General features: G+C 70.7%; 21 protein-coding genes and 2 pseudogenes. 12 read left to right on the top strand and 11 right to left on the bottom strand.

The genetic code is table 11. From position 1 onward, the window contains the following. The first annotated feature begins 194 nt into the window (after nt 1–194). On the top strand, nt 195–2,108 hold the full coding sequence (locus E0H26_RS12690) for an anthranilate synthase family protein (RefSeq protein WP_131303810.1): 1,914 nt from the start codon (nt 195–197) through the stop codon (nt 2,106–2,108). An 86-nt stretch (nt 2,109–2,194) separates the two neighbouring features. Here E0H26_RS12690 and wrbA read toward each other — a convergent pair whose 3' ends face one another. Further along, a complete protein-coding gene (gene wrbA / locus E0H26_RS12685; RefSeq protein ID WP_131303809.1) occupies nt 2,195–2,812 on the bottom strand; it encodes an NAD(P)H:quinone oxidoreductase in 618 nt (205 codons plus the stop codon). Between the two features lie 147 nt (nt 2,813–2,959). On the opposite strand from wrbA, the pseudogene E0H26_RS29865 reads away from it, so the two are divergent. The 5 genes and pseudogenes from E0H26_RS29865 to E0H26_RS12665 all read left to right on the top strand — a co-directional run. After that, nucleotides 2,960–3,145, top strand: a pseudogene (locus E0H26_RS29865) (ATP-binding cassette domain-containing protein); the annotation flags it as partial. Next, nucleotides 3,128–3,331 (top strand): response regulator transcription factor, encoded by a 204-nt coding sequence (locus E0H26_RS29860; RefSeq protein WP_240742151.1) that lies wholly within the window; start codon nt 3,128–3,130, stop codon nt 3,329–3,331. The pseudogene E0H26_RS29865 and the gene E0H26_RS29860, both read left to right, overlap by 18 nt. 52 nt (nt 3,332–3,383) lie before the next feature. Further along, complete coding sequence (locus E0H26_RS12675; RefSeq protein ID WP_206025042.1) at nt 3,384–3,872, top strand: GNAT family N-acetyltransferase; 489 nt, start codon at nt 3,384–3,386, stop codon at nt 3,870–3,872. Nucleotides 3,873–3,942: 70 nt separating this feature from the next. Next, nucleotides 3,943–4,530 carry an HAD family hydrolase gene (locus E0H26_RS12670; protein WP_420812839.1) on the top strand — a complete coding sequence of 196 codons (588 nt, stop codon included), beginning with the start codon at nt 3,943–3,945 and terminating at the stop codon, nt 4,528–4,530. Nucleotides 4,531–4,851: 321 nt separating this feature from the next. Next, a complete protein-coding gene (locus E0H26_RS12665; protein ID WP_131303993.1) occupies nt 4,852–5,928 on the top strand; it encodes a winged helix DNA-binding domain-containing protein in 1,077 nt (358 codons plus the stop codon). A 40-nt stretch (nt 5,929–5,968) separates the two neighbouring features. Here the strand turns inward: E0H26_RS12665 and E0H26_RS12660 are convergent, their stop codons facing one another. Then, nucleotides 5,969–6,565 carry a maleylpyruvate isomerase family mycothiol-dependent enzyme gene (locus tag E0H26_RS12660; RefSeq protein WP_131303805.1) on the bottom strand — a complete coding sequence of 199 codons (597 nt, stop codon included), beginning with the start codon at nt 6,563–6,565 and terminating at the stop codon, nt 5,969–5,971. A gap of 128 nt (nt 6,566–6,693) precedes the next feature. Between E0H26_RS12660 and E0H26_RS29290 the strand changes: the two genes are divergently transcribed. The 3 genes from E0H26_RS29290 (at nt 6,694) to E0H26_RS12650 (ending at nt 9,732) form a co-directional block, all read left to right on the top strand. Continuing rightward, nucleotides 6,694–6,843, top strand: a complete 150-nt coding sequence (locus tag E0H26_RS29290) for a hypothetical protein (protein WP_165521835.1) — start codon at nt 6,694–6,696, stop codon at nt 6,841–6,843. After that, the gene (locus E0H26_RS12655) at nt 6,840–7,835 is read left to right on the top strand and encodes an NAD-dependent epimerase/dehydratase family protein (RefSeq protein WP_131303804.1); all 996 of its coding nucleotides are present in this window, start codon (nt 6,840–6,842) and stop codon (nt 7,833–7,835) included. The genes E0H26_RS29290 and E0H26_RS12655 overlap by 4 nt, the downstream gene beginning before the upstream one ends. Before the next feature lie 151 nt (nt 7,836–7,986). Continuing rightward, entirely contained in the window at nt 7,987–9,732 is a 1,746-nt protein-coding gene (locus E0H26_RS12650; RefSeq protein ID WP_131303803.1) for an L-lactate permease, read from the top strand. A 57-nt stretch (nt 9,733–9,789) separates the two neighbouring features. Here the strand turns inward: E0H26_RS12650 and E0H26_RS12645 are convergent, their stop codons facing one another. The 6 genes and pseudogenes from E0H26_RS12645 to E0H26_RS12610 all read right to left on the bottom strand — a co-directional run bounded on the left by E0H26_RS12645 (nt 9,790) and on the right by E0H26_RS12610 (nt 14,887). Continuing rightward, complete coding sequence (locus E0H26_RS12645) at nt 9,790–10,455, bottom strand: class I SAM-dependent methyltransferase (protein WP_240742125.1); 666 nt, start codon at nt 10,453–10,455, stop codon at nt 9,790–9,792. A gap of 92 nt (nt 10,456–10,547) precedes the next feature. Then, nucleotides 10,548–11,318: a MerR family transcriptional regulator gene (locus E0H26_RS12640; protein WP_131303802.1), complete on the bottom strand. Its 771-nt coding sequence runs from the start codon at nt 11,316–11,318 to the stop codon at nt 10,548–10,550. A 54-nt stretch (nt 11,319–11,372) separates the two neighbouring features. Next, nucleotides 11,373–12,134 (bottom strand): ABC transporter permease, encoded by a 762-nt coding sequence (locus E0H26_RS12635; protein ID WP_131303801.1) that lies wholly within the window; start codon nt 12,132–12,134, stop codon nt 11,373–11,375. Between the two features lie 255 nt (nt 12,135–12,389). Next, nucleotides 12,390–13,172: pseudogene (locus E0H26_RS12625) on the bottom strand (ABC transporter ATP-binding protein); the annotation flags it as partial. 786 nt (nt 13,173–13,958) lie between these two features. Beyond that, complete coding sequence (locus E0H26_RS12615; RefSeq protein WP_131303800.1) at nt 13,959–14,153, bottom strand: DUF397 domain-containing protein; 195 nt, start codon at nt 14,151–14,153, stop codon at nt 13,959–13,961. After that, complete coding sequence (locus tag E0H26_RS12610) at nt 14,141–14,887, bottom strand: DUF5753 domain-containing protein (RefSeq protein WP_131303799.1); 747 nt, start codon at nt 14,885–14,887, stop codon at nt 14,141–14,143. Before E0H26_RS12610 ends, E0H26_RS12615 begins: the two co-directional genes overlap by 13 nt. 196 nt (nt 14,888–15,083) lie before the next feature. Here E0H26_RS12610 and E0H26_RS12605 point away from each other — a divergent pair, with 196 nt between their 5' ends. The 3 genes from E0H26_RS12605 (at nt 15,084) to E0H26_RS30410 (ending at nt 15,912) form a co-directional block, all read left to right on the top strand. Then, on the top strand, nt 15,084–15,380 hold the full coding sequence (locus tag E0H26_RS12605; RefSeq protein ID WP_131303798.1) for a hypothetical protein: 297 nt from the start codon (nt 15,084–15,086) through the stop codon (nt 15,378–15,380). 125 nt (nt 15,381–15,505) lie between these two features. Next, nucleotides 15,506–15,658, top strand: coding sequence for a hypothetical protein (locus E0H26_RS29855; RefSeq protein ID WP_240742124.1), 153 nt, complete (start codon nt 15,506–15,508; stop codon nt 15,656–15,658). A 95-nt stretch (nt 15,659–15,753) separates the two neighbouring features. After that, nucleotides 15,754–15,912 carry a hypothetical protein gene (locus E0H26_RS30410; protein ID WP_338106208.1) on the top strand — a complete coding sequence of 53 codons (159 nt, stop codon included), beginning with the start codon at nt 15,754–15,756 and terminating at the stop codon, nt 15,910–15,912. A 122-nt stretch (nt 15,913–16,034) separates the two neighbouring features. On the opposite strand, the gene E0H26_RS12590 is transcribed toward E0H26_RS30410, so the two are convergent. Genes E0H26_RS12590 through E0H26_RS12580 form a run of 3 tightly spaced genes read right to left on the bottom strand, consistent with a single transcriptional unit; the run spans nt 16,035 to nt 19,091 of the window. After that, on the bottom strand, nt 16,035–17,243 hold the full coding sequence (locus E0H26_RS12590; protein ID WP_131303795.1) for an ABC transporter ATP-binding protein: 1,209 nt from the start codon (nt 17,241–17,243) through the stop codon (nt 16,035–16,037). 11 nt (nt 17,244–17,254) lie between these two features. Continuing rightward, nucleotides 17,255–18,088 carry a carbohydrate ABC transporter permease gene (locus tag E0H26_RS12585; RefSeq protein ID WP_131303794.1) on the bottom strand — a complete coding sequence of 278 codons (834 nt, stop codon included), beginning with the start codon at nt 18,086–18,088 and terminating at the stop codon, nt 17,255–17,257. Between the two features lies 1 nt (nt 18,089). Further along, entirely contained in the window at nt 18,090–19,091 is a 1,002-nt protein-coding gene (locus E0H26_RS12580) for a carbohydrate ABC transporter permease (protein ID WP_131303793.1), read from the bottom strand. Nucleotides 19,092–19,105: the final 14 nt, after the last annotated feature.

Raw genomic sequence — 19,105 nt, 5'->3', positions numbered from 1 at the left:
ATCGGCTTCCCCGCCGTACGCCCGGCACGTAAGGTGAGCCCATGCCCGCGCGACTGTCCTGCTGGTGGCCCGCCGACCCGGCGGCCCACCCCCGCGCGTAGCTACCCGCACGCGGCCGCCCGACGAGGCGGCCGCCGGTCATTTCCCGGCCCGTGGGCCGCCCCCGGACGGCGGCACCCGGCCCGAGGAGACCGATGAACCCGCTGACCGCACTACTCACCACCCTCGCCGCCGGCGCCGATCCGGGCCCGTTCGCCCTGGTCCGCCGCGACGGCGCCGAGCACCTGGATCTGTTCACCGGCACGGTGGGCACGGTCGACCGGCTCGCCGACGTTCCGTTACCCGCCGGCCCGGCCGGCCCCGCCACGCTGGCGCTGGTGCCGTTCCGGCAGGTCGCCGAGCGGGGTTTCGCCTGCGTCGACGACGGCGTACCGCTGGAGTGCCTGCGCATCGACCGGCAGGTACGACTGCCGTTGGCCGACGTCCTCGACGCCCTTCCCGACGAGCCGGTACGCACCACCGGCGCGGCCTTCGACAGCTCCGACGACGAGTACGCCGCCACGGTGGCCCGGGTGCTCGGCGAGGAGATCGGTCGCGGTGAGGGCGCCAACTTCGTCATCCGCCGCACGCTGCACGCGCGGGTGCAGGGCGCGCCGCTGACCGCCGCGCTGGCCGCGCTGCGTTCCCTGCTGCTGCGCGAACGCGGCGCGTACTGGACGTTCGTGGTGCACACCGGCGCCCGCACACTGGTCGGCGCCAGTCCCGAGCGGCACGTCAGCGTCGACGACGGGCTGGTCATGATGAACCCGATCAGCGGCACCTTCCGGCACCACGGCGCGGCCGCGGACCGGGCGGCGCTGCTGCGCTTCCTCGCCGACACCAAGGAGGTCGAGGAGCTGTACATGGTCCTCGACGAGGAACTGAAGATGATGGCCACGGTGTCCGAGCACGGTGGCCAGGTGGTCGGGCCGTACCTGAAGGAGATGTCGCACCTGGCGCACACCGAGTACCTGCTCGCCGGTCGCGGTTCCAAGGACGTACGCGACGTGCTGCGAGAGACGATGTTCGCCCCGACGGTGACGGGCAGTCCGATGGAGAACGCCTGCCGGGTGATCGCCCGGCACGAGCAGACCGGTCGCCGGTACTACGCCGGGGTGCTGGCCCTGCTCGGTCACGACGACGCGGGCCGGCAGACCCTGGACGCACCGATCCTCATCCGCACCGCCGAAATCACCCCGGACGGTGCCCTGCGGGTGCCGGTCGGTGCCACCCTGGTCCGCCACTCCACCCCGGCCGCCGAGGTCGCCGAGACCCACGCCAAGGCGGCCGGGGTGCTGGCCGCCCTCGGCCTGGGCCCGCAGGCACCGGCCGCCGACCCCGGCCCGACGGGCCGGCTGGCCGACGATCCGCAGGTACGCGCGGCGCTGGCCGCCCGCAACGCGCCGCTGGCCCGGTTCTGGCTGGACCAGCGGCCCCCGGGCGCACTGGCCGTACCGGCGCTGACCGGCCGCCGGGCCGTGATCGTCGATGGTGAGGACACCTTCACCGGGATGCTGGCGCACCAGTTGGGCGCGCTGGGCCTGGCGGTGACCGTCGTGCCCTGGCATGCCGACGTGCCGGTCCGTGGGTACGACCTGGTGGTGGTCGGGCCCGGCCCCGGCGACCCGAACAGCGACACCCCGAAGATGCGGACCCTGCGGACCCTGCTCAGCGCGCTGCTGGACGGCGGCCACCCGACGCTCGCCGTCTGCCTCGGCCACCAACTCCTGGCCGGGCTGCTCGGGCTGCGGGTGGACCGCCGCGCCGCGCCGTACCAGGGGCTGCAACGCACGGTCCCGCTGTTCGGCACGCCCCGGCGGCTGGGCTTCTACGCCACCTTCACCGCCCGCGCCGCCGCCGACCGCCAGGACAGCCCGTACGGTCCGGTCGAGCTGGCGCGCGACGAGACCGACGCGGCGGTGCACGCGCTACGCGGTCGCGGCTTCGCCGGGGTGCAGTTCCACCCCGAGTCGGTGCTCAGCCCGGACGGCCTGGCCGTGCTGGTCGATCTGCTGCGGGACCTGCTGCCGGCGCCGGCCGGTGAACTCTCCCCCACCGCGCAGGCATAGCCGCGCCGATCCCGGGTAGCGCTGTGGACGGCCGGTGGCCCGGGCGGGTTTGAGAGCCCCCGCCCGGGCCACTGGTTTGTCCGCCCTCAGCCGGCCAGGCCCTGCTTGAGCGCCGCACCGATCTGCACCGCCCGCTTGGCGGTCAGCGCCGTCGCGGCCAGCGCGACGTGATCCGGTGCGGTCTCGCCGTTGTTGCTGGTGTGCGACGCGCCGTACGGGTTGCCGGCGACGAACTGGCTGGGGTCGGTGTAGCCGGGCGCGACCACGATGCCACCCCAGTGGTAGAAGACGTGGAACAGGGAGAGCAGCGTCGACTCCTGCCCACCATGGTGGGTCGCGGTGGAGGTGAACGCCGAGTACACCTTGTTGGCCAGCGCGCCCTGCGCCCACAGCGGGCCGGTGGTGTCGATGAACTGCTTGAGCTGGGCGGCGATCAGCCCGTACCGGGTCGGCGAGCCGAAGATCACCACGTCGGCCCAGCTCAGGTCGTCGGGCTGGGCCTCGTCGACGTTCTGCGTCTCCAGCCGGTGCGCCTCCCACCCCGAGTTGGAACGGATCGCCTCGTCCGGCGCCAGCTCCCGCACCTTGCGCAGGCGTACCTCCGCCCCCGCGTCGCCCGCGGCCTCGCACGCCGCCTGGGCCATCTGGTAGGTGATGCCGGTCGCGCTGTAGTAGATCACCGCCACCTTGACCTGTGCCGCCATGTGATGTCCTTCCTGCCTCGGGGTTAGCTTCGGCGACTACCCGATGCTTGCGCCGGCAAACACCGACGCCGTCCACCGATCGACGGACAACCGCATTCCGTCCACCGGTCGTCCCGCGCCAGGACGGCGTTCGCCGACGATCGAGGTATGACCCCGAACCCCGCCATCCGCGTACGCGGACTGCGCAAAACGTACGGCGACACCCCCGCCGTCGCCGGCCTCGACCTGGACGTCGCCACCGGGGAGGTGGTGGCCCTGCTCGGCCCCAACGGCGCGGGCAAGACCAGCACCATCGAGATCCTGGAGGCCCGCACCGTGCCGGGGCTGAGCGTCAGCCGGCCCAGCCTCGAAGACGTGCTGCGGCGGGTCGGCCGGGGGTTGTCGAACGCCGAGACCGGCCGTGAGCTGCACCTCAGCGAGGCGACCGTGAAGACCCACCTGCTGCGTACCTTCGCCAAGCTCGACGTCTCCGACCGGACCGCCGCGGTCACCACCGCGATGGCGGCCGGCCTGCTGTGAGCCCGAGTAACCCGCTGGCCCGGACCGGCAGCCGGCTGGCATGCTCCCGGTCATGGAGATCAGGATCGCGACGGCCGAGGACTGGCCGGGCATCTGGCCCTTTCTCCGCGAGATCGTCGCGGCCGGTCAGACGTACACCTGGCCGCGCGACGTCGGCGAGGAACGCGCCCGGAGCATGTGGCTGGTGCCCCCGCCGGGTCGTACGGTGGTCGCGGTCGACACCGACGGCACCGTGCTCGGGTCGGCGAAGCTGACCCCCAACCAGCTCGGCCCCGGCGCCCACGTCGCCAACGCCAGCTTCATGGTCGCCCCGTCGGCGGCCGGACGCGGGATCGGCCGCGCCCTCGGCCGGTACGTGCTCGACCTGGCCCGCGCCGACGGTTACCGGGCGATGCAGTTCAACGCCGTGGTGGCCAGCAACACCCGTGCGGTGTCGCTGTGGCGGTCGCTCGGATTCGAGGTGGTCGGCCGGATCCCGGAGGGTTTCCGCCACCCCGACGAGGGCTACGTCGACCTGCTCGTGATGTACCAGCGGCTCTGATCGGTGTGCCGTGCGGCCGGACGACCACCGGTTCGGCGGTGTCCCTGCGGCCGGATAGCCTGGGCCGGTGATGCTGCCCCTGCCCGCCGGTGACTTCCAGGCGTACCTGTTCGACTGCGACGGCACCATCGTCGACTCCATGCCCCAGCACTACCGGGCCTGGCGGCAGGCCCTCGACGAGTGGGGCTGCGACTTCCCCGAGGAGTTGTTCTACGCCTGGGCCGGCCGGCCGACCGCCGACATCGTCGCCGCCCTCAACGACCAGCAGCGGCTGAACATGCCGCTGGAGACCGTGACCGCCCGCCGGGAGGCGCTGTTCCAGCAGTTGCTGCCCACGGCGGTCGGCATCCCCGGGGTCCTGCACCACATCGACGACGCGCACGGGCGGATCCCGTTCGCGGTGGTCTCCGGCAGCACCCGCGAGGCGGTCACCGCCTCCCTCGACGCGCTGGGCATCCTGGACCGGTTCGACGTGCTGGTCTGCGCCGGGGACTACACCCGCCCGAAGCCCGACCCGGAGCCGTTCCTCCGCGCCGCCGACCTGCTCGGCGTACCGCCGCGCTCCTGCCTGGTCTTCGAGGACGCCGACCTGGGCATCGAGGCGGCCACCGCCGCCGGCATGGCCGCGGTACGGGTACCACAGCCCCGCCAGGGTTGACCGCGATCGGCTTTGCTCAAGTTATCCGCAAGTTGCCCCGGTCACAGTTTCCCCGACCGACCGGCAAGCGCCATCCTGAGGAAGTACCGGCGCCGGCGATTCGTCGCCGCCCCGCGCCGGCGAACCTGAACGGGGGATCGCGCTTCGTCACCAACGGAGCTGGCGCAGCGCGATCAGGGGCCGCCTCTGGCGCCTCCGGGCAGAATCCGCACCGAGTGTCGGTGCCGGTCCCTATGCTGCCGTCGGAGACCGACGGAAGGCAGGCTCGTGGCACCCACCGGCTCGACGGCGCTGACCGGTGCCGAGGCGCTCGCGTTGCGGATGACCAGCCTCCGGCTGCGCCCCCACCCCACCGCCGCCCCGCTCTCCCGGGTGGCCGAGGTGGTGGAGTGGTTCGGCGCCATGCAGGCACAGGACCTGGCCAGCGGGATGTGGTCGCTGGGCGTACGACTACCCGGGTCCACCCACGCCGACGTGCACGACGCGCTGGAGCGCCGCGAGGCCCTGCGGACCTGGCCGATGCGCGGCACCATCCACCTCGTTCCCGCCCGGGACGCCCGCTGGCTGCTGGAGCTGACCGGGGTACGCGCCCTGGCCGGCGCGGTCCGACGGCGGGAGTTCCTCGGCCTGTCCGAGGCCGAGGCCGACCGCGCCGCCGACGTGCTGGGCGAGGCCCTGACCGGCGGCGGCCGGTTGACCCGCACCGAGTGCGTCGCCACGCTGGTCGAGGCCGGCATCGACGGCGCCGGTCAGCGTGGCTACCACCTGCTGTGGTACGCCGCCCAGCGCGGCGTCACCTGCATCGCCGCGAACGTCGGTGCTGAGCAGACCTTCGCGCTGCTCGACGAGTGGGCGCCCGGTCAGCACCAACCCGACCGCGACGAGGCGCTGGCAACTCTGGCGCTGCGCTACTTCCGCAGCCACGGCCCCACCACCCGGCAGGACTTCGCCGGTTGGACGGGCCTGACCGCGACCGACGCCAAACGAGGCATCGCCGCCGCCGGAGACGACCTGACCACCGTCCAGGTCGACGGCACCGAGGCGGTGCTGCACACGCCCCTGCTCGACGCACCCCGCGCACCGGCGGACGACGCGCTGGCGCTGCCCGGCTTCGACGAATACCTGCTCGGCTTCAAGGACCGGACGTTGATGCTCGACCCCGAGCACAAGCAGGCGATCATCCCCGGCGGCAACGGCGTCTTCCAGGCCACCGTCGTGGTCGCCGGGCGGGTGGTCGGCACCTGGAAACGCAGCCTCGGCAAGACCCGCGTGAGCATCGCCGTACGACCCCTGGTCGACCTCACCCCCGGAGTCCGGGGGCAGGTCGAGACGGCGCTGGGACGGTACGCCGATTTCCTCGGACTGCCCCTGGCCGTCACCTGGACCGCCGCGACCTGAACCCCTGATGGCGTGAGCCCGGGACGCCTCGGCCGGCGGGTCAGCGCCGGGGCAGGGCCCGACCGTCAGGCAACGCGCGACCGGACAGCAGCGCCACCAGCGAGCCACCGTCGGCCCGCACCGGCTCACCGCTCCCCCAGTTCCAGCCGCTGTCGACAGCCGCGAACCGCAGGCCGGTCAGGTCCACCCCGAACAAGGCACCGTTGGCGGCGGTGACCTGGTCGAGGACGGCGGTCACCGCCTCCGTCGGCGCGGCCGCAGGCCAGTCGCACGCCACTGTCACATCCACGGAATGGATCACCGCGTGATTCAACGCCCCGGCGGCACCACCACCCGGCGGTTGCCAGGCGTGCAGGATCGGCGACCGGAGCTGGTCGAGCAGGACAGCGGTCGGCAGCGATCCGTCCCGCGCCGCCACCGCGTCGGAGAGCACGGTGAAGTCACCACCGGCCGCCGCCATCTCCGCCCCGAACTGCTCGACGGTCAGCCGCGCCGGCATCGTCACGTGCGCGACCACATGACGTACGAGCCACTTCTCACACAACGACGGCGCATCCCACGTCTCGACGGGCGCGGCGGCGAGCAGATCCGCGAGCCGCTCGTAGGTCTGCCCTACCCATACCTGCGGATCGGTCATGCTCGGTCTCCTCAGATCAGGCCGACGAGATGCACGCGGTAGTGGGTCATCGCCGCCCCACACGGCCTCACGGTAGTCCGTCCGGGACGTGTTGACGGACAGCACTCACCATCGGGCGCCGTCGACAGGTGGCGCCTGATCCGGCCGGGCTGGATCGGCCGGACCAGGCGGAGAAGCGGCTCACCTCGCTGCGCGAAGAGGTCGCGGGCGCCGGCGTTCTGCCCACGGCGAAGATCCTTGGCCGCGGCGTACGGCTGCTGTTTCGCTGGTGGGCATGAAGCTGCTGGTACTGGGTGGGACGGCATGGCTCGGGCGGGAGGTGGCCCGGCAGGCGGTCACGCGGGGGTACGTAGTCACCTGCCTGGCCCGAGGCGAGAGCGGGGCGGTACCGCCCGGCACGACCCTCGTCCGCGCCGACCGCAACGATCCCACCGCGTACGACGCGCTGCGCGGCCATGACTGGGACGCCGTCATCGAGGTGTCGTGGCAGCCCGGCTTCGTCCGGGAGGCCCTGCGGGCGCTGCGTGACCGGGCCCGGCACTGGAGCTACGTCTCCTCGGTCAGCGCCTACGCCCGCCATGACACACCCGGCGCCGACGAGTCGACGCCCACGCTGCCGGCGACCGCTCGGGACACGGTCGGTCGCGAGGAGTACGGCGCGGCGAAGGTGGCCTGCGAGCAGCTGTCCGCCAGCCATCTGGGCGACCGCTTGCTGGTGGCCCGCGCGGGGCTGATCGGCGGCCCCGGCGACCACAGCGACCGCTCCGGCTACTGGGTCGCCCGCGCCGCCCGCGACCCCGACGCGCCGATGCTGGTACCCCGCACCCCCGACCTGCCGACCCAGGTCATCGACGTACGCGACCTGACGGCCTGGCTGCTCGACGGCGCTGTCGCCGGGACGACCGGCACCTACGACACGGTGGGACCGGTGGTGCCGTTCGGCGAGTGGATCGCCCAGTGCCGTGCCGTCGGCGGACACACCGGACCCGTGATCGACGCCGATCCGGCCTGGCTGGTGGCCCAGGGCGTGACGGAGTACATGGGCCCGGAGTCACTGGCGATGTGGCTCGTCGAGCCCGGCTGGGAAGGGTGGTCGGCCCGCAGCGGCGCGGCGGCGGCTGGCACCGGGCTGCGCCACCGCCCCCGCGCTGACCTGCTGGCAGACACCCTCGCCTGGGAGCGTGAGGCGGGGCTGCACCGGCAGCGCCGCGCCGGCCTCAGCGCCGCTCGGGAAGCCGAACTACTCGCCGCACTGGCCGGCGCGGCCTGAACGCGGTGGCCCCGCCGACGAGCCGGCCACCACTGCACGACGGGCGGAAACAGCGCAATTTTGGAGAGGTGCCGGCGTGACCGGCTCGGCACACTGAGCGCACTCTCGTACGGCGACCGGCCGGCCGACGTGTTGCTCCTCGGAGGTGCGCGTGTACCGCCCGATCCTGGACCCGCTCGCCGACTCGCTCGCGTTGAGCGCCCTCGTCGCCGCGCTGCCGATCGTCACACTGTTCCTGCTACTCGGGGTGGTGCGGGCACGGGCCTGGGTGGCCGCGCTCGGCGCGCTCGCCGTCGCCCTGGTGGTGTCCATCGTGGCCTACTCGATGCCGGCCGGGCAGGCGCTGCTCACCGCGAGTCAGGGCGCCACGTTTGCGCTGTTCCCGCTCGTGTGGACGTTCGGCACCGCCATCTGGATCTACCGGATGACCGTTACGAGCGGGCACTTCGACGTGCTCCGCCGCTCGTTCGCCCGGGTCAGCGACGACCAGCGAGTCCAGGCGCTGGTGATCGCGTTCTGCTTCGGTTCGCTACTCGAAGGGCTGGCCGGGCAGGGCACCCCGGTCGCGATCACCACGGTGATGCTGCTGGCGCTGGGGTTCGGTCCGATGAAGGCGGCCACCGTGGCGCTGGTGGCCAACACCGTGCCGGCCGCATTCGGGCCGCTGGGCCTACCGATCACCACCCTGGCACGGGTCACCGACCTGCCGACGGGCGACCTGGGCGCGATGGCCGGACGCCAGGTGCCGGTGATCGCGCTGTTCATTCCACTGCTCCTCGTCGGCATGGTCGGCGGTCGCCGAGCGCTACGCGGGACCTGGCACGTGGCACTGGCCTGCGGCGTGTCCTTCGCGTTGGCACAGTTCCTCACCTCGAACTACTTGGCGATGGCCCTGGCCGACATCGTCGCCGGCCTGGTCAGCGCCGTGGTCGTGGCCGTGACCGCGCGAATCTGGCCGCCACGGCGGCACGAGGACCAGCCGACCGAGGCCACGTCCCCGGGAGCATCGGCCGGACTCTCCGCGACGCCCACGCCGGGCGGGCCCGGTGCGCCGGCTGGGCCCGGCGGGGTTGATGGCGCCGGTGGGCCGGGCAGCCGACCAGACCATGGGGTCACCCTCGCCAGCCGTACGGCGGTGGCCCCGCACCCGCCGGACACCTCGGTCGAGGTCTGGCGGGCGTACGCCCCGTACCTGGTGATCGTGGCGATCTTCGGCCTGTCGCAGGTACCCGCGATCGCGGACGCGCTCAACGCGGTCACCGTGACCTTCAACTGGCCGGGACTGCACCTGCTGACCGTGTCCGGGACGCCGTCGTCGTTGCCGGTCTTCCGGTTCAACTGGCTCTCCTCCACCGGCACGCTGCTGGTCCTGGCCGGCCTGGTCACGATGGCGATCCTGCGGATCACCCCGCGCACCGCGCTCGTCACGTACGGGCAGACATTGGCCTCGCTGCGCTGGGCGATCCTGACCGTCTGCGGACTGCTGGCGCTGGCATTCGTGATGAACGGCAGCGGGCAGACCGCGACGCTGGGCACCTGGATGGCCGGCGCCGGTGGCCTGTTCGCGCTGCTCTCGCCGATACTCGGCTGGCTGGGTGTGGCGCTCACCGGCTCGGACACGTCCTCCAACTCGCTGTTCGGCGCGCTCCAGGTCACCGCCGCCGAGCGCGCCGGCCTGGACCCGGTGCTGCTCGCCGCGGCCAACGCCTCCGGCGGCGTGGTCGGGAAGATGATCTCGTTGCAGAACCTGACGATCGCGGCGAGCGCGGTGGGGCTCAGTGGCCGCGAGGGCGACCTGTTCCGCCGCATGTTCGGCTGGAGCGTGGTGTTGATCTGCGCGATGGCGTTGCTGGTCGGCTTGCAGGCAACCCCGGTGCTGAGCTGGATGGTGCCGTAATGGCTCCGCCGGAATGCCCTCGGCCATGAGGGCGTGTCGAGGTCGGCCAGCGTCAGCTCACCGGGCTTCGGCCAGCACCACCGCGTGATCGTCCCGTTCCGTGTCCCGGGCACGTCGCACCATCCGGCACACCTCGCGCAGCCCGACCGCCGCCAACTCGGCCACGACCTGGTCGGCGAGGTAGCGGTGGCGCTCAAGCTGGATCTCATGGCCGAACTGGCGGTACGCCGGGGCCACGTCGCGGATGCCTTCGCCGGACTGGAACCCGACCAGCAGGTGCCCGCCCGGACGGAGCACCCGGGCGGCCTCGGCGAAGATCCGCGACTGGCCGGCAGGTGGCGTGTGGATGATCGAATACCACAGCAGTACGCCAGCGAACCGGTCGTCCGGGTACGGCAGATCCGTCACGGAGCCCACGGCGAAGGCCAGGTCCGGATTGTCCCTGCGGGCCATGGCGATCATGCCCGGCGACAGATCCACCCCCTGCACCCGGCAGCCCTGGTCGGCGAGGTACCGGCTCATCCGGCCAGTGCCGCACCCGGCGTCGAGCACCCCCGCGTCCTCGCCGGCCGGAATCGCCTCGGCGAACGCGTCGACCATGGCGAGATCGAGTGACGCCTCCGCCCGGGTGTCCGGGAAGTAGGCGGCGTAGTCCTGCGCCACGGTGTCGTAGGCACGTCGTACGCCACGGAAATCAACCGGAGCGGGAGTCGCTAAAGACACGGCCGCATCATCGCATCACCCCCGCCGGCCGCGCGGCCCCCGCGCAGGGTGAGTTTGCGGCCGTGGGCCGTGGCCAGCGACGGCGGGGCGGCTCAGGCCTCGCGTTTCGCTACCCGGGTCCACCCGGTCCAACCACGCTCGGCGATCAGCTCGCGTAGCCGCCCAATGGCGGGATGGGCGGCATCGGCGAACGCGTCCACCAGGCCGATGAATGCCGCGTCAGGCATGACCTCGTCCTGCCGGTCCAGTTCACCGCTGGCCGACGCCTGCTCGAACAGGTCGCTCATCAGGTCGGCCGTCTCGCGCAGCAGTTCCTCGTCTGCCCCACTCTCTGCGATACGCCCGAAGAGGTGATAGAGCCGGACCGTCTTCGGGTCGGCCAGTTGCGCGACCTTCTCGGCCATCATCACCGGAATCGCTTCCGGCCAGCGGGCCGCCATCAGGATCCACGCGTCGCGCTCACCCTCGATCAGGACGCTCGGCGCGCCGACGGCACGAAGACGCTCCAGGTAGTCGACCACCTCCTCGGGGACAGCCAGGGAATCGCCGCCGCCCAGCCGCGCGATTCGCCGCCGGTGCTCCTGTAGCGTGCGGATCTGCCCGCGTAGCCGTCGGTCGATGTCGGCGGTCGCGGCGGCGAACGTCTCGGGGTCCGCGTCGAGCAGCTCGCGGACCCGGGCCAGCGGCACGCCGGCCTCGGCCAGCGTCCGGATCCGGATGAGTCTCACCACCGCCGCCGCGTCGTACGTTCGGTAGCCGGAGGCGTCACGCTCCGGCTCCTGAAGCAGCCCGATCTGGTGATAGTGCCGCACCGCGCGGATGGTCACTCCGGCATAGGACGCCAGCCGTCCGATCGTCAGCATGGTGTCATCCTGCACAAGAAGGAGACATGGGCACCTGATCCGGTGGTAGCAGGGTCAACTGATCTTGCGGCGGTACACGACCATGGCGACGCCGTACGCGACGACGAGCAGACCACCACACCAGGCGAGGGCGATCCAGATGTCGCCACCGACGCGCTGCTGGGCGAACAGGTCGCGGATCGTGTTGACGATGGCGGTCACCGGCTGGTGCTCGGCGAAGGCGCGCACCGGGCCGGGCATGCTCTCCGTGGGTACGAAGGCCGAGCTGACGAACGGCAGGAAGATGAGCGGATAGGAGAAGGCGCTCGCCCCGTCCACGGACTTCGCGGTCAGGCCCGGGATGATGGCGAGCCACGTCAGGGCCAGCGTGAACAGCATCATGATGCCGGTGACCGCCAACCAGTCCAACGCGCTGGCGCCCGAGCGGAAGCCCATCACCAGCGCGACCAGCACCACCACCACGAGTGAGATCAGGTTGGCGACCAGCGAGGTCAGCACGTGCGCCCACAGCACCGACGGACGCGCGATGGGCATGGACTGGAACCGCTCGAAGATGCCGCCCCTCATGTCCAGGAAGAGGCGGTACGCGGTGTAGGAGATGCCCGAGGCCACAGTGATCAGCAGAATGCCGGGCAGCAGGTAGTTCACGTAGCTGTCCGACCCGGTCTGGATCGCACCGCCGAACACGTAGACGAACAGCAACATGAATGCGATCGGCATGACCGCGGTCGTGATGATGGTGTCCGGGCTGCGGCTGATGTGCCGCAGAGACCGCCCCAGCAGGACGATCGTGTCGCCGAAGAAGTGCTTGATCATCGAGGGTCCTCAGTTGCTCGTACCGGTGGGACTGGCGACGCCTTCGCTACGGCCGGTGCCGTCGGTGGGCTCGTTGCGGTCGGTGCGCTCGGTGCGCTCGGTGCGCTCGGTGCGCTCGGTGCGCTCGGTGCGCTCGGTGCCGTCGGTGGGCTCGTTGCGGTCGGTGCGGTCAACGCCGTCGGTGCCGTCGGTGCCGTCGGTGCCGTCGGTGCCGTCGGTGCCGTCAGCGCCGTCAGCGCCGTCAGCGCCGTCAGCGCCGTCAGCGCCGACGATGGCGAGGAAGACGTCTTCGAGGGTCGGCTGCTTCTCGACGTACTCGACCTTGGCGGGCGGGAGCAGTTGCTTCAGCTCGGGGAGGGTGCCGTTGGCGATGATGCGCCCCCGGTGCAGGACCGCGATCCGGTCGGCGAGCTGTTCGGCCTCGTCCAGGTACTGCGTGGTGAGCAGCACCGTCGTGCCCTGCCGGGCGAGTTCCCTGACGGCCTGCCACACCTCAAGCCGCGCCTGCGGATCGAGCCCGGTCGTCGGTTCGTCGAGGAAGATCACCGGCGGACTCCCGATGAGGCTCATCGCGATGTCGAGGCGGCGGCGCATGCCCCCCGAATACGTCGACACCCTCCGCCTGGCCGCGTCGGTCAGTGAGAAGCGGGCCAGCAGCTCGTCCGCGATCCGGCCCGGGTTCCGCAGATGCCGCAACCGGGCGACCAACACCAGGTTCTCTCGCCCGCTGAGGATCTCGTCGACGGCCGCGAACTGTCCCGTCAAGCTGATCGACTCCCGCACCTTCGCCGCCTGCGTGGCGACGTCGAACCCATTCACACTGGCCGTACCCGCGTCGGCCCTGAGCAGCGTGGACAGGATCCTGACAACGGTCGTCTTACCGGCCCCGTTGGAGCCGAGCAGGGCGAAGATGCTGCCCCGCGCGACGTCGAAGTCGACGCCGCCCAGCACGTGCAGTTTCTGGTACGACTTCACCAGGCCCCGCACCTGGATCGCAGGCCCGCTGGCCCGCTCGGTGATCTGAGATTGCTCGGACATGGCGACAGCATGCGGGGTTGACGCTGCGTCAGGGTCAAGCCCGAAAGCAGCCGCGCTCAGCGGCGACCGGGCGGCACAGGCCGGGTACCAATGTCGGTGGCCGCTCGACACCCGTCGTTGCACCTCGACCCGGGTGAGTGCTACCGCAAGCTCGGCGACCTCGGCCGTGCCCTCGCGTGCCTCCAGCGGTCGGGATCGGCGCGCTCGGCGACGGAGAACGGCCCCAAACTGCCTGTAACGGCTGACGAAACAGTTGACCACCGGCTTCCTCGCCACCGGCGAGGACGGTCAACCGATCCTGGCGCGCCTGGGTAGCCGCGCGTCGCCCAGAAGCGCCCGCTAAGTTCCGTCTCGCGGATCTTGTTGGTCGGGGACGGCGGGTAGGCCGATCGAAGTTCGACGAGTCGAGCAAGGCGTAAAAGTCGGTACCGAGCATGTCGTACCTGGCCGCCTGGTCGCGCCAGCGCTTGCTGGCCGCGGATCTTGGTACGAAATGGCCCCCATGGGCGCCGTTTCGTGCCAAGATCCGCGAGACAGAACGCGCCGGAAGCGCTGCCGCCCGGTCCAGTGGCATCGCCTCGCAGTCAGGTACCGACACACCGCACTCGCAGGACCAACCGCGCCGTGCCGAGCATGGCCGACGCGAGATCTTGGAACGTTTCCGTTAGCTACTAACGGAAACTGTCCAAGATTGATCTCAACCGATGCCGTACCCACCCCGACCCACCAGGCGGCGCGCAACGAAACGCCCGCCCCATGTGGGGCGGGCGGCTTCGCGAGCCTGCGTCAGACCCGCCCGGCGACATGGGCGACGAACGCCCGCCACGCTGTCGGGCCGAAAGCCAACGCCGGGCCGCTCGGATCCTTCGAGTCCCGCACCCCCACGACGCCAGCAAGGTTGTCCGCCACCTCGACACAGTCACCGCCGTTCGAGCTGCTACGGGTGCTCTTGCGCCAATCGGCGCCGGTCAGGTCAGCCATGATCGTGCCTCTAGAAAGTCGATGGTCTGGCGGCGCAGAAGTGCCACTGATCGCAGCGTATCCCAAATGGCCCAAAGGGCGGCTGTGTCGTTCGTCAGCCGGCCGGCCGCCTGGTCATCCAGATAGGCGATATCGCCGTCATCGGTCGTAGCGATGACGAACGGCCCGGCTTGCCCCGCATGGAGGCCGGCGTCCAGAGGCAGCACATGCAGAAGGATGTTGGACCGCTCCGCCATGTTCATCAGGTGATCCAGCTGCGGATGCATGATGTCCGGTGCACCTCGCCGCAGGGCAAACTCGTCGATAACCGCAACGAAGAGTGGCGGCTTGCGTCGTTCAAGGACCGCTACCTGTCGACGCATTCGGGTCTCGACGTACTCGATCACCTCGTCGGGCCCAAGCAACCCGCTGCTGAGAACCGCCGAGGCGTACTCGCGTGTCTGCAACAGACCCGGGATGACGGCGACCTGAAAGGACCGAAGGGCAGTCGCCTGCAGTTCGGTCTCCACCCACGGCCGGAGCCACGCTGGTTCATGACGTCTCGATACGTCCGGCCAAATGTCCTCAACCGAACGCCCGAGCGCCGCAGCCGCCGCCGCCCGGTGGCGGGGGTGAGGCACACGCCCCGGCCTAACCCACCGCGCGACTGTCTTCGGATCCACACCGACCTGCTCGGCAAGACTCTCGACGGTCCCTCCTGTGTCGGCGATAGCTGCCCGCAGGGCCTGATTCATGCCTGCCTCCCACAAGACGTCCCTAACGTCTACAGAACTTATGCCTACAGGGTGTAGCCGTCCATACCCGCTCGGCAATCGTGTCACTTAGACGGCATGGCGGGCCTGGGACGACACCCGCTCGCCGTGCCGTCGGGGGTCGCCCGTGGGCGAGCACTCAGGGCGACCCCCTCCACCGTCTACGGAGGAGGCGCCCGTGTCCGTGTCCAAGCCCGCGAACGCCGTCCCGGCTTCGCGTTGGGGTCATCCCGCTCCGCGTACGGGCTTCGCCGTTGGGGATGTGATCCGGGTATCCGAGGACGCCTACCTGCCCGGCACCGGCGAGCTGAGGCTGTACGTCGCCGAGGTGGTCGGCCGGACCGAGCGCGACGGGAACGTGTGGATCGAGGTGTACGGGCACGAGGTGAAGGAGGATCGCACCCTTCGCATCCGGCGCCGGTACGCGCAGATCCGGCCTGACCTCGCCGACGTCCTGCCGGCCCGTGTCCGGTGACGCCGCCCCGGGTCTCCCCCGGCGTGTACCTCCTGAGCCGGGATGCGTCCCCGCAGTTCTCGCAGCCAGTTCTGGTACGGGTCATCCGGACGTTGGACCGGCCGACGTACCACGGGTGGGCCTGGGTGGACGTCTATCAGCTGGACCGGCACGGCGACGCGACGCAGCGCCGGGCCCTGTATCTGATGCCGGCGGGGATACGCCCGGTGACCGTACCGCCCGTTCCCTACGGACGTCGCGGCCCGCCGCGCTCCGCCGCCGCGAACGTGACCGGGTAAGTGGCCGGTTGCTAGCGCACATACCGTCCCGCCCGACGTGGCGCTGCGCGGCGTGCGGGATTCCGTGGCCGTGCTCCCCGGCGAAGCTGCGGCTGTTGGCCGAGTACAAGGACGACAAGCCGGCCCTCGTGATCTATCTGGTGACGCTGCGCGAGGAGGCCACCGCGCAGCTTGCCGAGTTGGACTCCGGTACGTCCCCGGCAGACCTGGACAAGCGCTTGACGGACTGGGTCCCCGTCCGCCCCGCGACGTGAAGACGCCCGCCCCGCTCCCGCGACATCCCCCCGTCGCAGGCGCGGGGCGGGTTCCCTCAGGGCGTCCACCCTCGATGCCCCGGCTCCGCCCGGCGGACGCCGGCCACAGCGTCCGCCCGGCGTCAGTCCGCCAGGGCGCCCGCTGAGCGGCCTTCGTGCAGGGTGAGGTTTCGGCCGTTCGTCGGATCGAACAGGTGGATCTTCTCCAGGTTGAACCAGACCCGCCGGTTCTCCCCCTCGGTCACCGTGGACTCGGCCGACAGCCGGGTGACCAGGTTCGAGCCGGCTCCGGCGAAGTCGGCGGCCCCGGCGTCGGCGGCCAGTTCCTCCAGTTCGGCGGCGGAGGCCCGGCCGCCCTCGACGGTCAGGTAGACGTACTTGTCCGAGCCCATCGACTCGACGATGTCCACCGGCGCCTCGAACACCGTGCCCCGGCGACGGGTTTCCTCGTCGACCAGTTCGGCGTCCTCGAAGTGTTCGGGACGGATGCCGAGGATGAGTTCTCGGGGCGCGTCGGCGCCCTCCAGTTCGCGGCGGATCCGGTCACCGATCGGCACGTCACCCAGGGCGGTACGCAGTTTGCCCTCCTCGACGCCGGCCGGCAGGAAGTTCATCGACGGCGAGCCGATGAAGCCGGCCACGAAGAGGTTGTTCGGGTGGTCGTACAGCTCCTGCGGCGGGCCGACCTGCTGCACCGCACCGCCTCGCATGATCACCACGCGGTCGCCGAGGGTCATCGCCTCGGTCTGGTCGTGCGTGACGTAGACGGTGGTGGTGCCGAGCTGCTTCTGCAACCGGGACACCACCGTACGCATCTGCACCCGCAGCTTGGCGTCCAGGTTGGACAGCGGCTCGTCCATCAGGAACGCCTTGGGCTGCCGGACGATCGCCCGGCCCATCGCCACCCGCTGCCGCTGCCCGCCGGAGAGGTTGGCCGGTTTGCGGTCCAGCAGCGGGGTCAGTTCCAGGACCTTCGCCGCCTCCTCGACCTTCTGGTCGATGGTGGCGCGATCCAGCTTGGCCAGCCGCAGCGGGAAGGCCATGTTCTCCCGCACGGTCATGTTCGGGTAGAGCGCATAGGACTGGAAGACCATCGCGATGTCCCGGTCCCGGGGCGCCTTGTCGTTGACCCGGTTCCCGTCGATGCGCAGCTCACCGGAGCTGATGTCCTCCAGCCCGGCGATCATGTTGAGGGTGGTGGACTTACCGCAGCCGGACGGGCCGACCAGGATGACGAACTCGCCGTCGGCGATCTCCAGGTCGACGTCCCGCACCGCCGTGGTGCCGTCCGGGAACTTCTTGCTCACCTTGTCGAGCACGATGTCAGCCATGAGAAACCCACCTATCCCTTGACGGCGCCGGAGGTCAGGCCGGAGACGATGCGGCGCTGGAAGAAGAGGACGAACAGGATGATCGGTACGGTGATCACCACGGCGGCGGCGCAGATGGCCCCGGTCGGGTCCTCGAACTGCGAGGCGCCGGTGAAGAACGACAGCGCCACCGGCACCGTGCGGGATCGCTCGGTGGAGGTCAGCGAGATGGCGAACAGGAAGTCGTTCCAGCAGAAGATGAAGACCAGGATGGCCGTGGTGAACAGCCCCGGCGCGGCCAGCGGGGCGATCACCCGCCGGAACGCCTGTGCCTGGGTGGCGCCGTCCATCTTGGCCGCCTTCTCCAGGTCCCAGGGGATCTGCTTGAAGAACGCCGAGAGCGTGTAGATCGCCAACGGCAGCGCGAAGGTGATGTACGGCAGGATCAGGCCCGGCCAGGTGTCGAACAGACCCAACTGCCGCTCGATCTCGAACAGCGGCGACACCAGCGACACCTGCGGGAACATCGCGATCAGCAGGGAGACGCCGATCAGCACCCGCTTGCCGGGGAAATCGAGCCGGGAGATCGCGTACGCGGCCATCGCGCCGAGCACGACGGCGATCACCGTGGCGATCAACGCGATGCCGATCGAGTTGATCAGTGCCCGGACGAACTGGTCGGTGGCGAAGATCGTCCGGTAGTTCTCCAGCGTCCACTCGCGGGGGATGAACTTCCCGTCGGTCAGCGTGGCCGGCGTCTTGAACGACAACGACATGATCCACAGCACCGGGGTGAGCGCGAAGACGACCACGGCGACATCCAGCAGGCCCCAGCGCAGCTTTGCTCGGGTGGTGGTGTCAGCCATGTCAGCGCCTCTCCCCGTCGTCGCTACCCGGGGCAGCGGTACCGAACAGCTTCACGAAGATGAACGCGATGATCGCCACGGTGATGAAGATCAGCACCGACATGGTCGAGCCGATGCCGAGGTTGAGGCCCCGGATCAGGTTGTTGTAGGCGATCATCGACACCGACGAGGTGTCGTTCGCCCCGGCGGTCAGCACGTAGATGTTGTCGAAGACCCGGAACGCGTCCAGGGTGCGGAACAGCAGCGCGACCAGGATGGCCGGCTTCATCACCGGCAACATCACCTTGGTGAACCGCTGCCACGCGGTGGCTCCGTCGGTGGAGGCCGCCTTGAGCAGGTCCTCCGGCACCAGGGCCAGACCCGCCATCAGCAGCAACGCCATGAACGGCGTGGTCTTCCAGATCTCCGCCAGCATGATGATCGCCAGCGAACTGGCCCGCTCGGTCAGTGGCGCCCCGTCGGAGAAGAGGTTGGCCAGGTACCCGGTGCCGGGCGTCCACGCGTACCGCCAGGAGAACGCGGCGACGACCGTGACGATGCCGTACGGGATCAGCGCCGAGGTCCGGACGATGCCCCGGCCGACCAGCGTACGGTGCATGATCAGCGCCAGGCCCATGCCGAGCACGAGTTCCACGGCCACGGTGACCACCGTGATCAGCATGGTCACCCCGAAGGCCGTCCACCAGAACTCGTTGGTCAGCACGGTGACGTAGTTCTGTAGGCCGACGAACTCCCGCTCAGCGGGAAAACGCAGGTCGTAGCGCTGCAACGACAACCACACCGAGTAGAGGATCGGGTACGCGGTCACCGCGAGCATGACCAGCGCGGCGGGGGCGCACAGCAGCAGACCCAACCGGCGTTCGGCCCGTTTGTTCTCGCTCAACGGCGCCTTGCGCCGCCGGTTGTTCCGCTGCGCGGGCACGGCGGCGTGCCGACCGGTGCTGCGGGTGTCGGTCCCGTCGGCGGCCACGTCCGCGCCCGCCGGGGTGGCGTTGGCGCTCATGCCCTCACCCCCGT

This window comes from Micromonospora zingiberis, from assembly GCF_004331455.1.
Lineage (GTDB): Bacteria > Actinomycetota > Actinomycetes > Mycobacteriales > Micromonosporaceae > Micromonospora > Micromonospora zingiberis.
Note: the sequence above shows the minus strand (reverse complement) of the source record. Positions and strands in the feature narration are given on the sequence as shown.

Coding starts and splice junctions, on each gene's coding strand:
- E0H26_RS12660 (WP_131303805.1), bottom strand. CDS start 6,565: ATGACCGATCCGCAGGTATGGGTAGGGCAGACCTACGAGCGGCTCGCG.
- E0H26_RS12610 (WP_131303799.1), bottom strand. CDS start 14,887: ATGAATCAGGCCCTGCGGGCAGCTATCGCCGACACAGGAGGGACCGTC.
- E0H26_RS12590 (WP_131303795.1), bottom strand. CDS start 17,243: ATGGCTGACATCGTGCTCGACAAGGTGAGCAAGAAGTTCCCGGACGGC.
- E0H26_RS12585 (WP_131303794.1), bottom strand. CDS start 18,088: ATGGCTGACACCACCACCCGAGCAAAGCTGCGCTGGGGCCTGCTGGAT.
- E0H26_RS12665 (WP_131303993.1), top strand. CDS start 4,852: ATGACCAGCCTCCGGCTGCGCCCCCACCCCACCGCCGCCCCGCTCTCC.
- E0H26_RS12670 (WP_420812839.1), top strand. CDS start 3,943: ATGCTGCCCCTGCCCGCCGGTGACTTCCAGGCGTACCTGTTCGACTGC.
- E0H26_RS12635 (WP_131303801.1), bottom strand. CDS start 12,134: ATGATCAAGCACTTCTTCGGCGACACGATCGTCCTGCTGGGGCGGTCT.
- E0H26_RS12655 (WP_131303804.1), top strand. CDS start 6,840: ATGAAGCTGCTGGTACTGGGTGGGACGGCATGGCTCGGGCGGGAGGTG.
- E0H26_RS12690 (WP_131303810.1), top strand. CDS start 195: ATGAACCCGCTGACCGCACTACTCACCACCCTCGCCGCCGGCGCCGAT.
- E0H26_RS12580 (WP_131303793.1), bottom strand. CDS start 19,091: ATGAGCGCCAACGCCACCCCGGCGGGCGCGGACGTGGCCGCCGACGGG.
- E0H26_RS12640 (WP_131303802.1), bottom strand. CDS start 11,318: ATGCTGACGATCGGACGGCTGGCGTCCTATGCCGGAGTGACCATCCGC.
- wrbA (WP_131303809.1), bottom strand. CDS start 2,812: ATGGCGGCACAGGTCAAGGTGGCGGTGATCTACTACAGCGCGACCGGC.
- E0H26_RS12615 (WP_131303800.1), bottom strand. CDS start 14,153: ATGGCTGACCTGACCGGCGCCGATTGGCGCAAGAGCACCCGTAGCAGC.
- E0H26_RS12675 (WP_206025042.1), top strand. CDS start 3,384: ATGGAGATCAGGATCGCGACGGCCGAGGACTGGCCGGGCATCTGGCCC.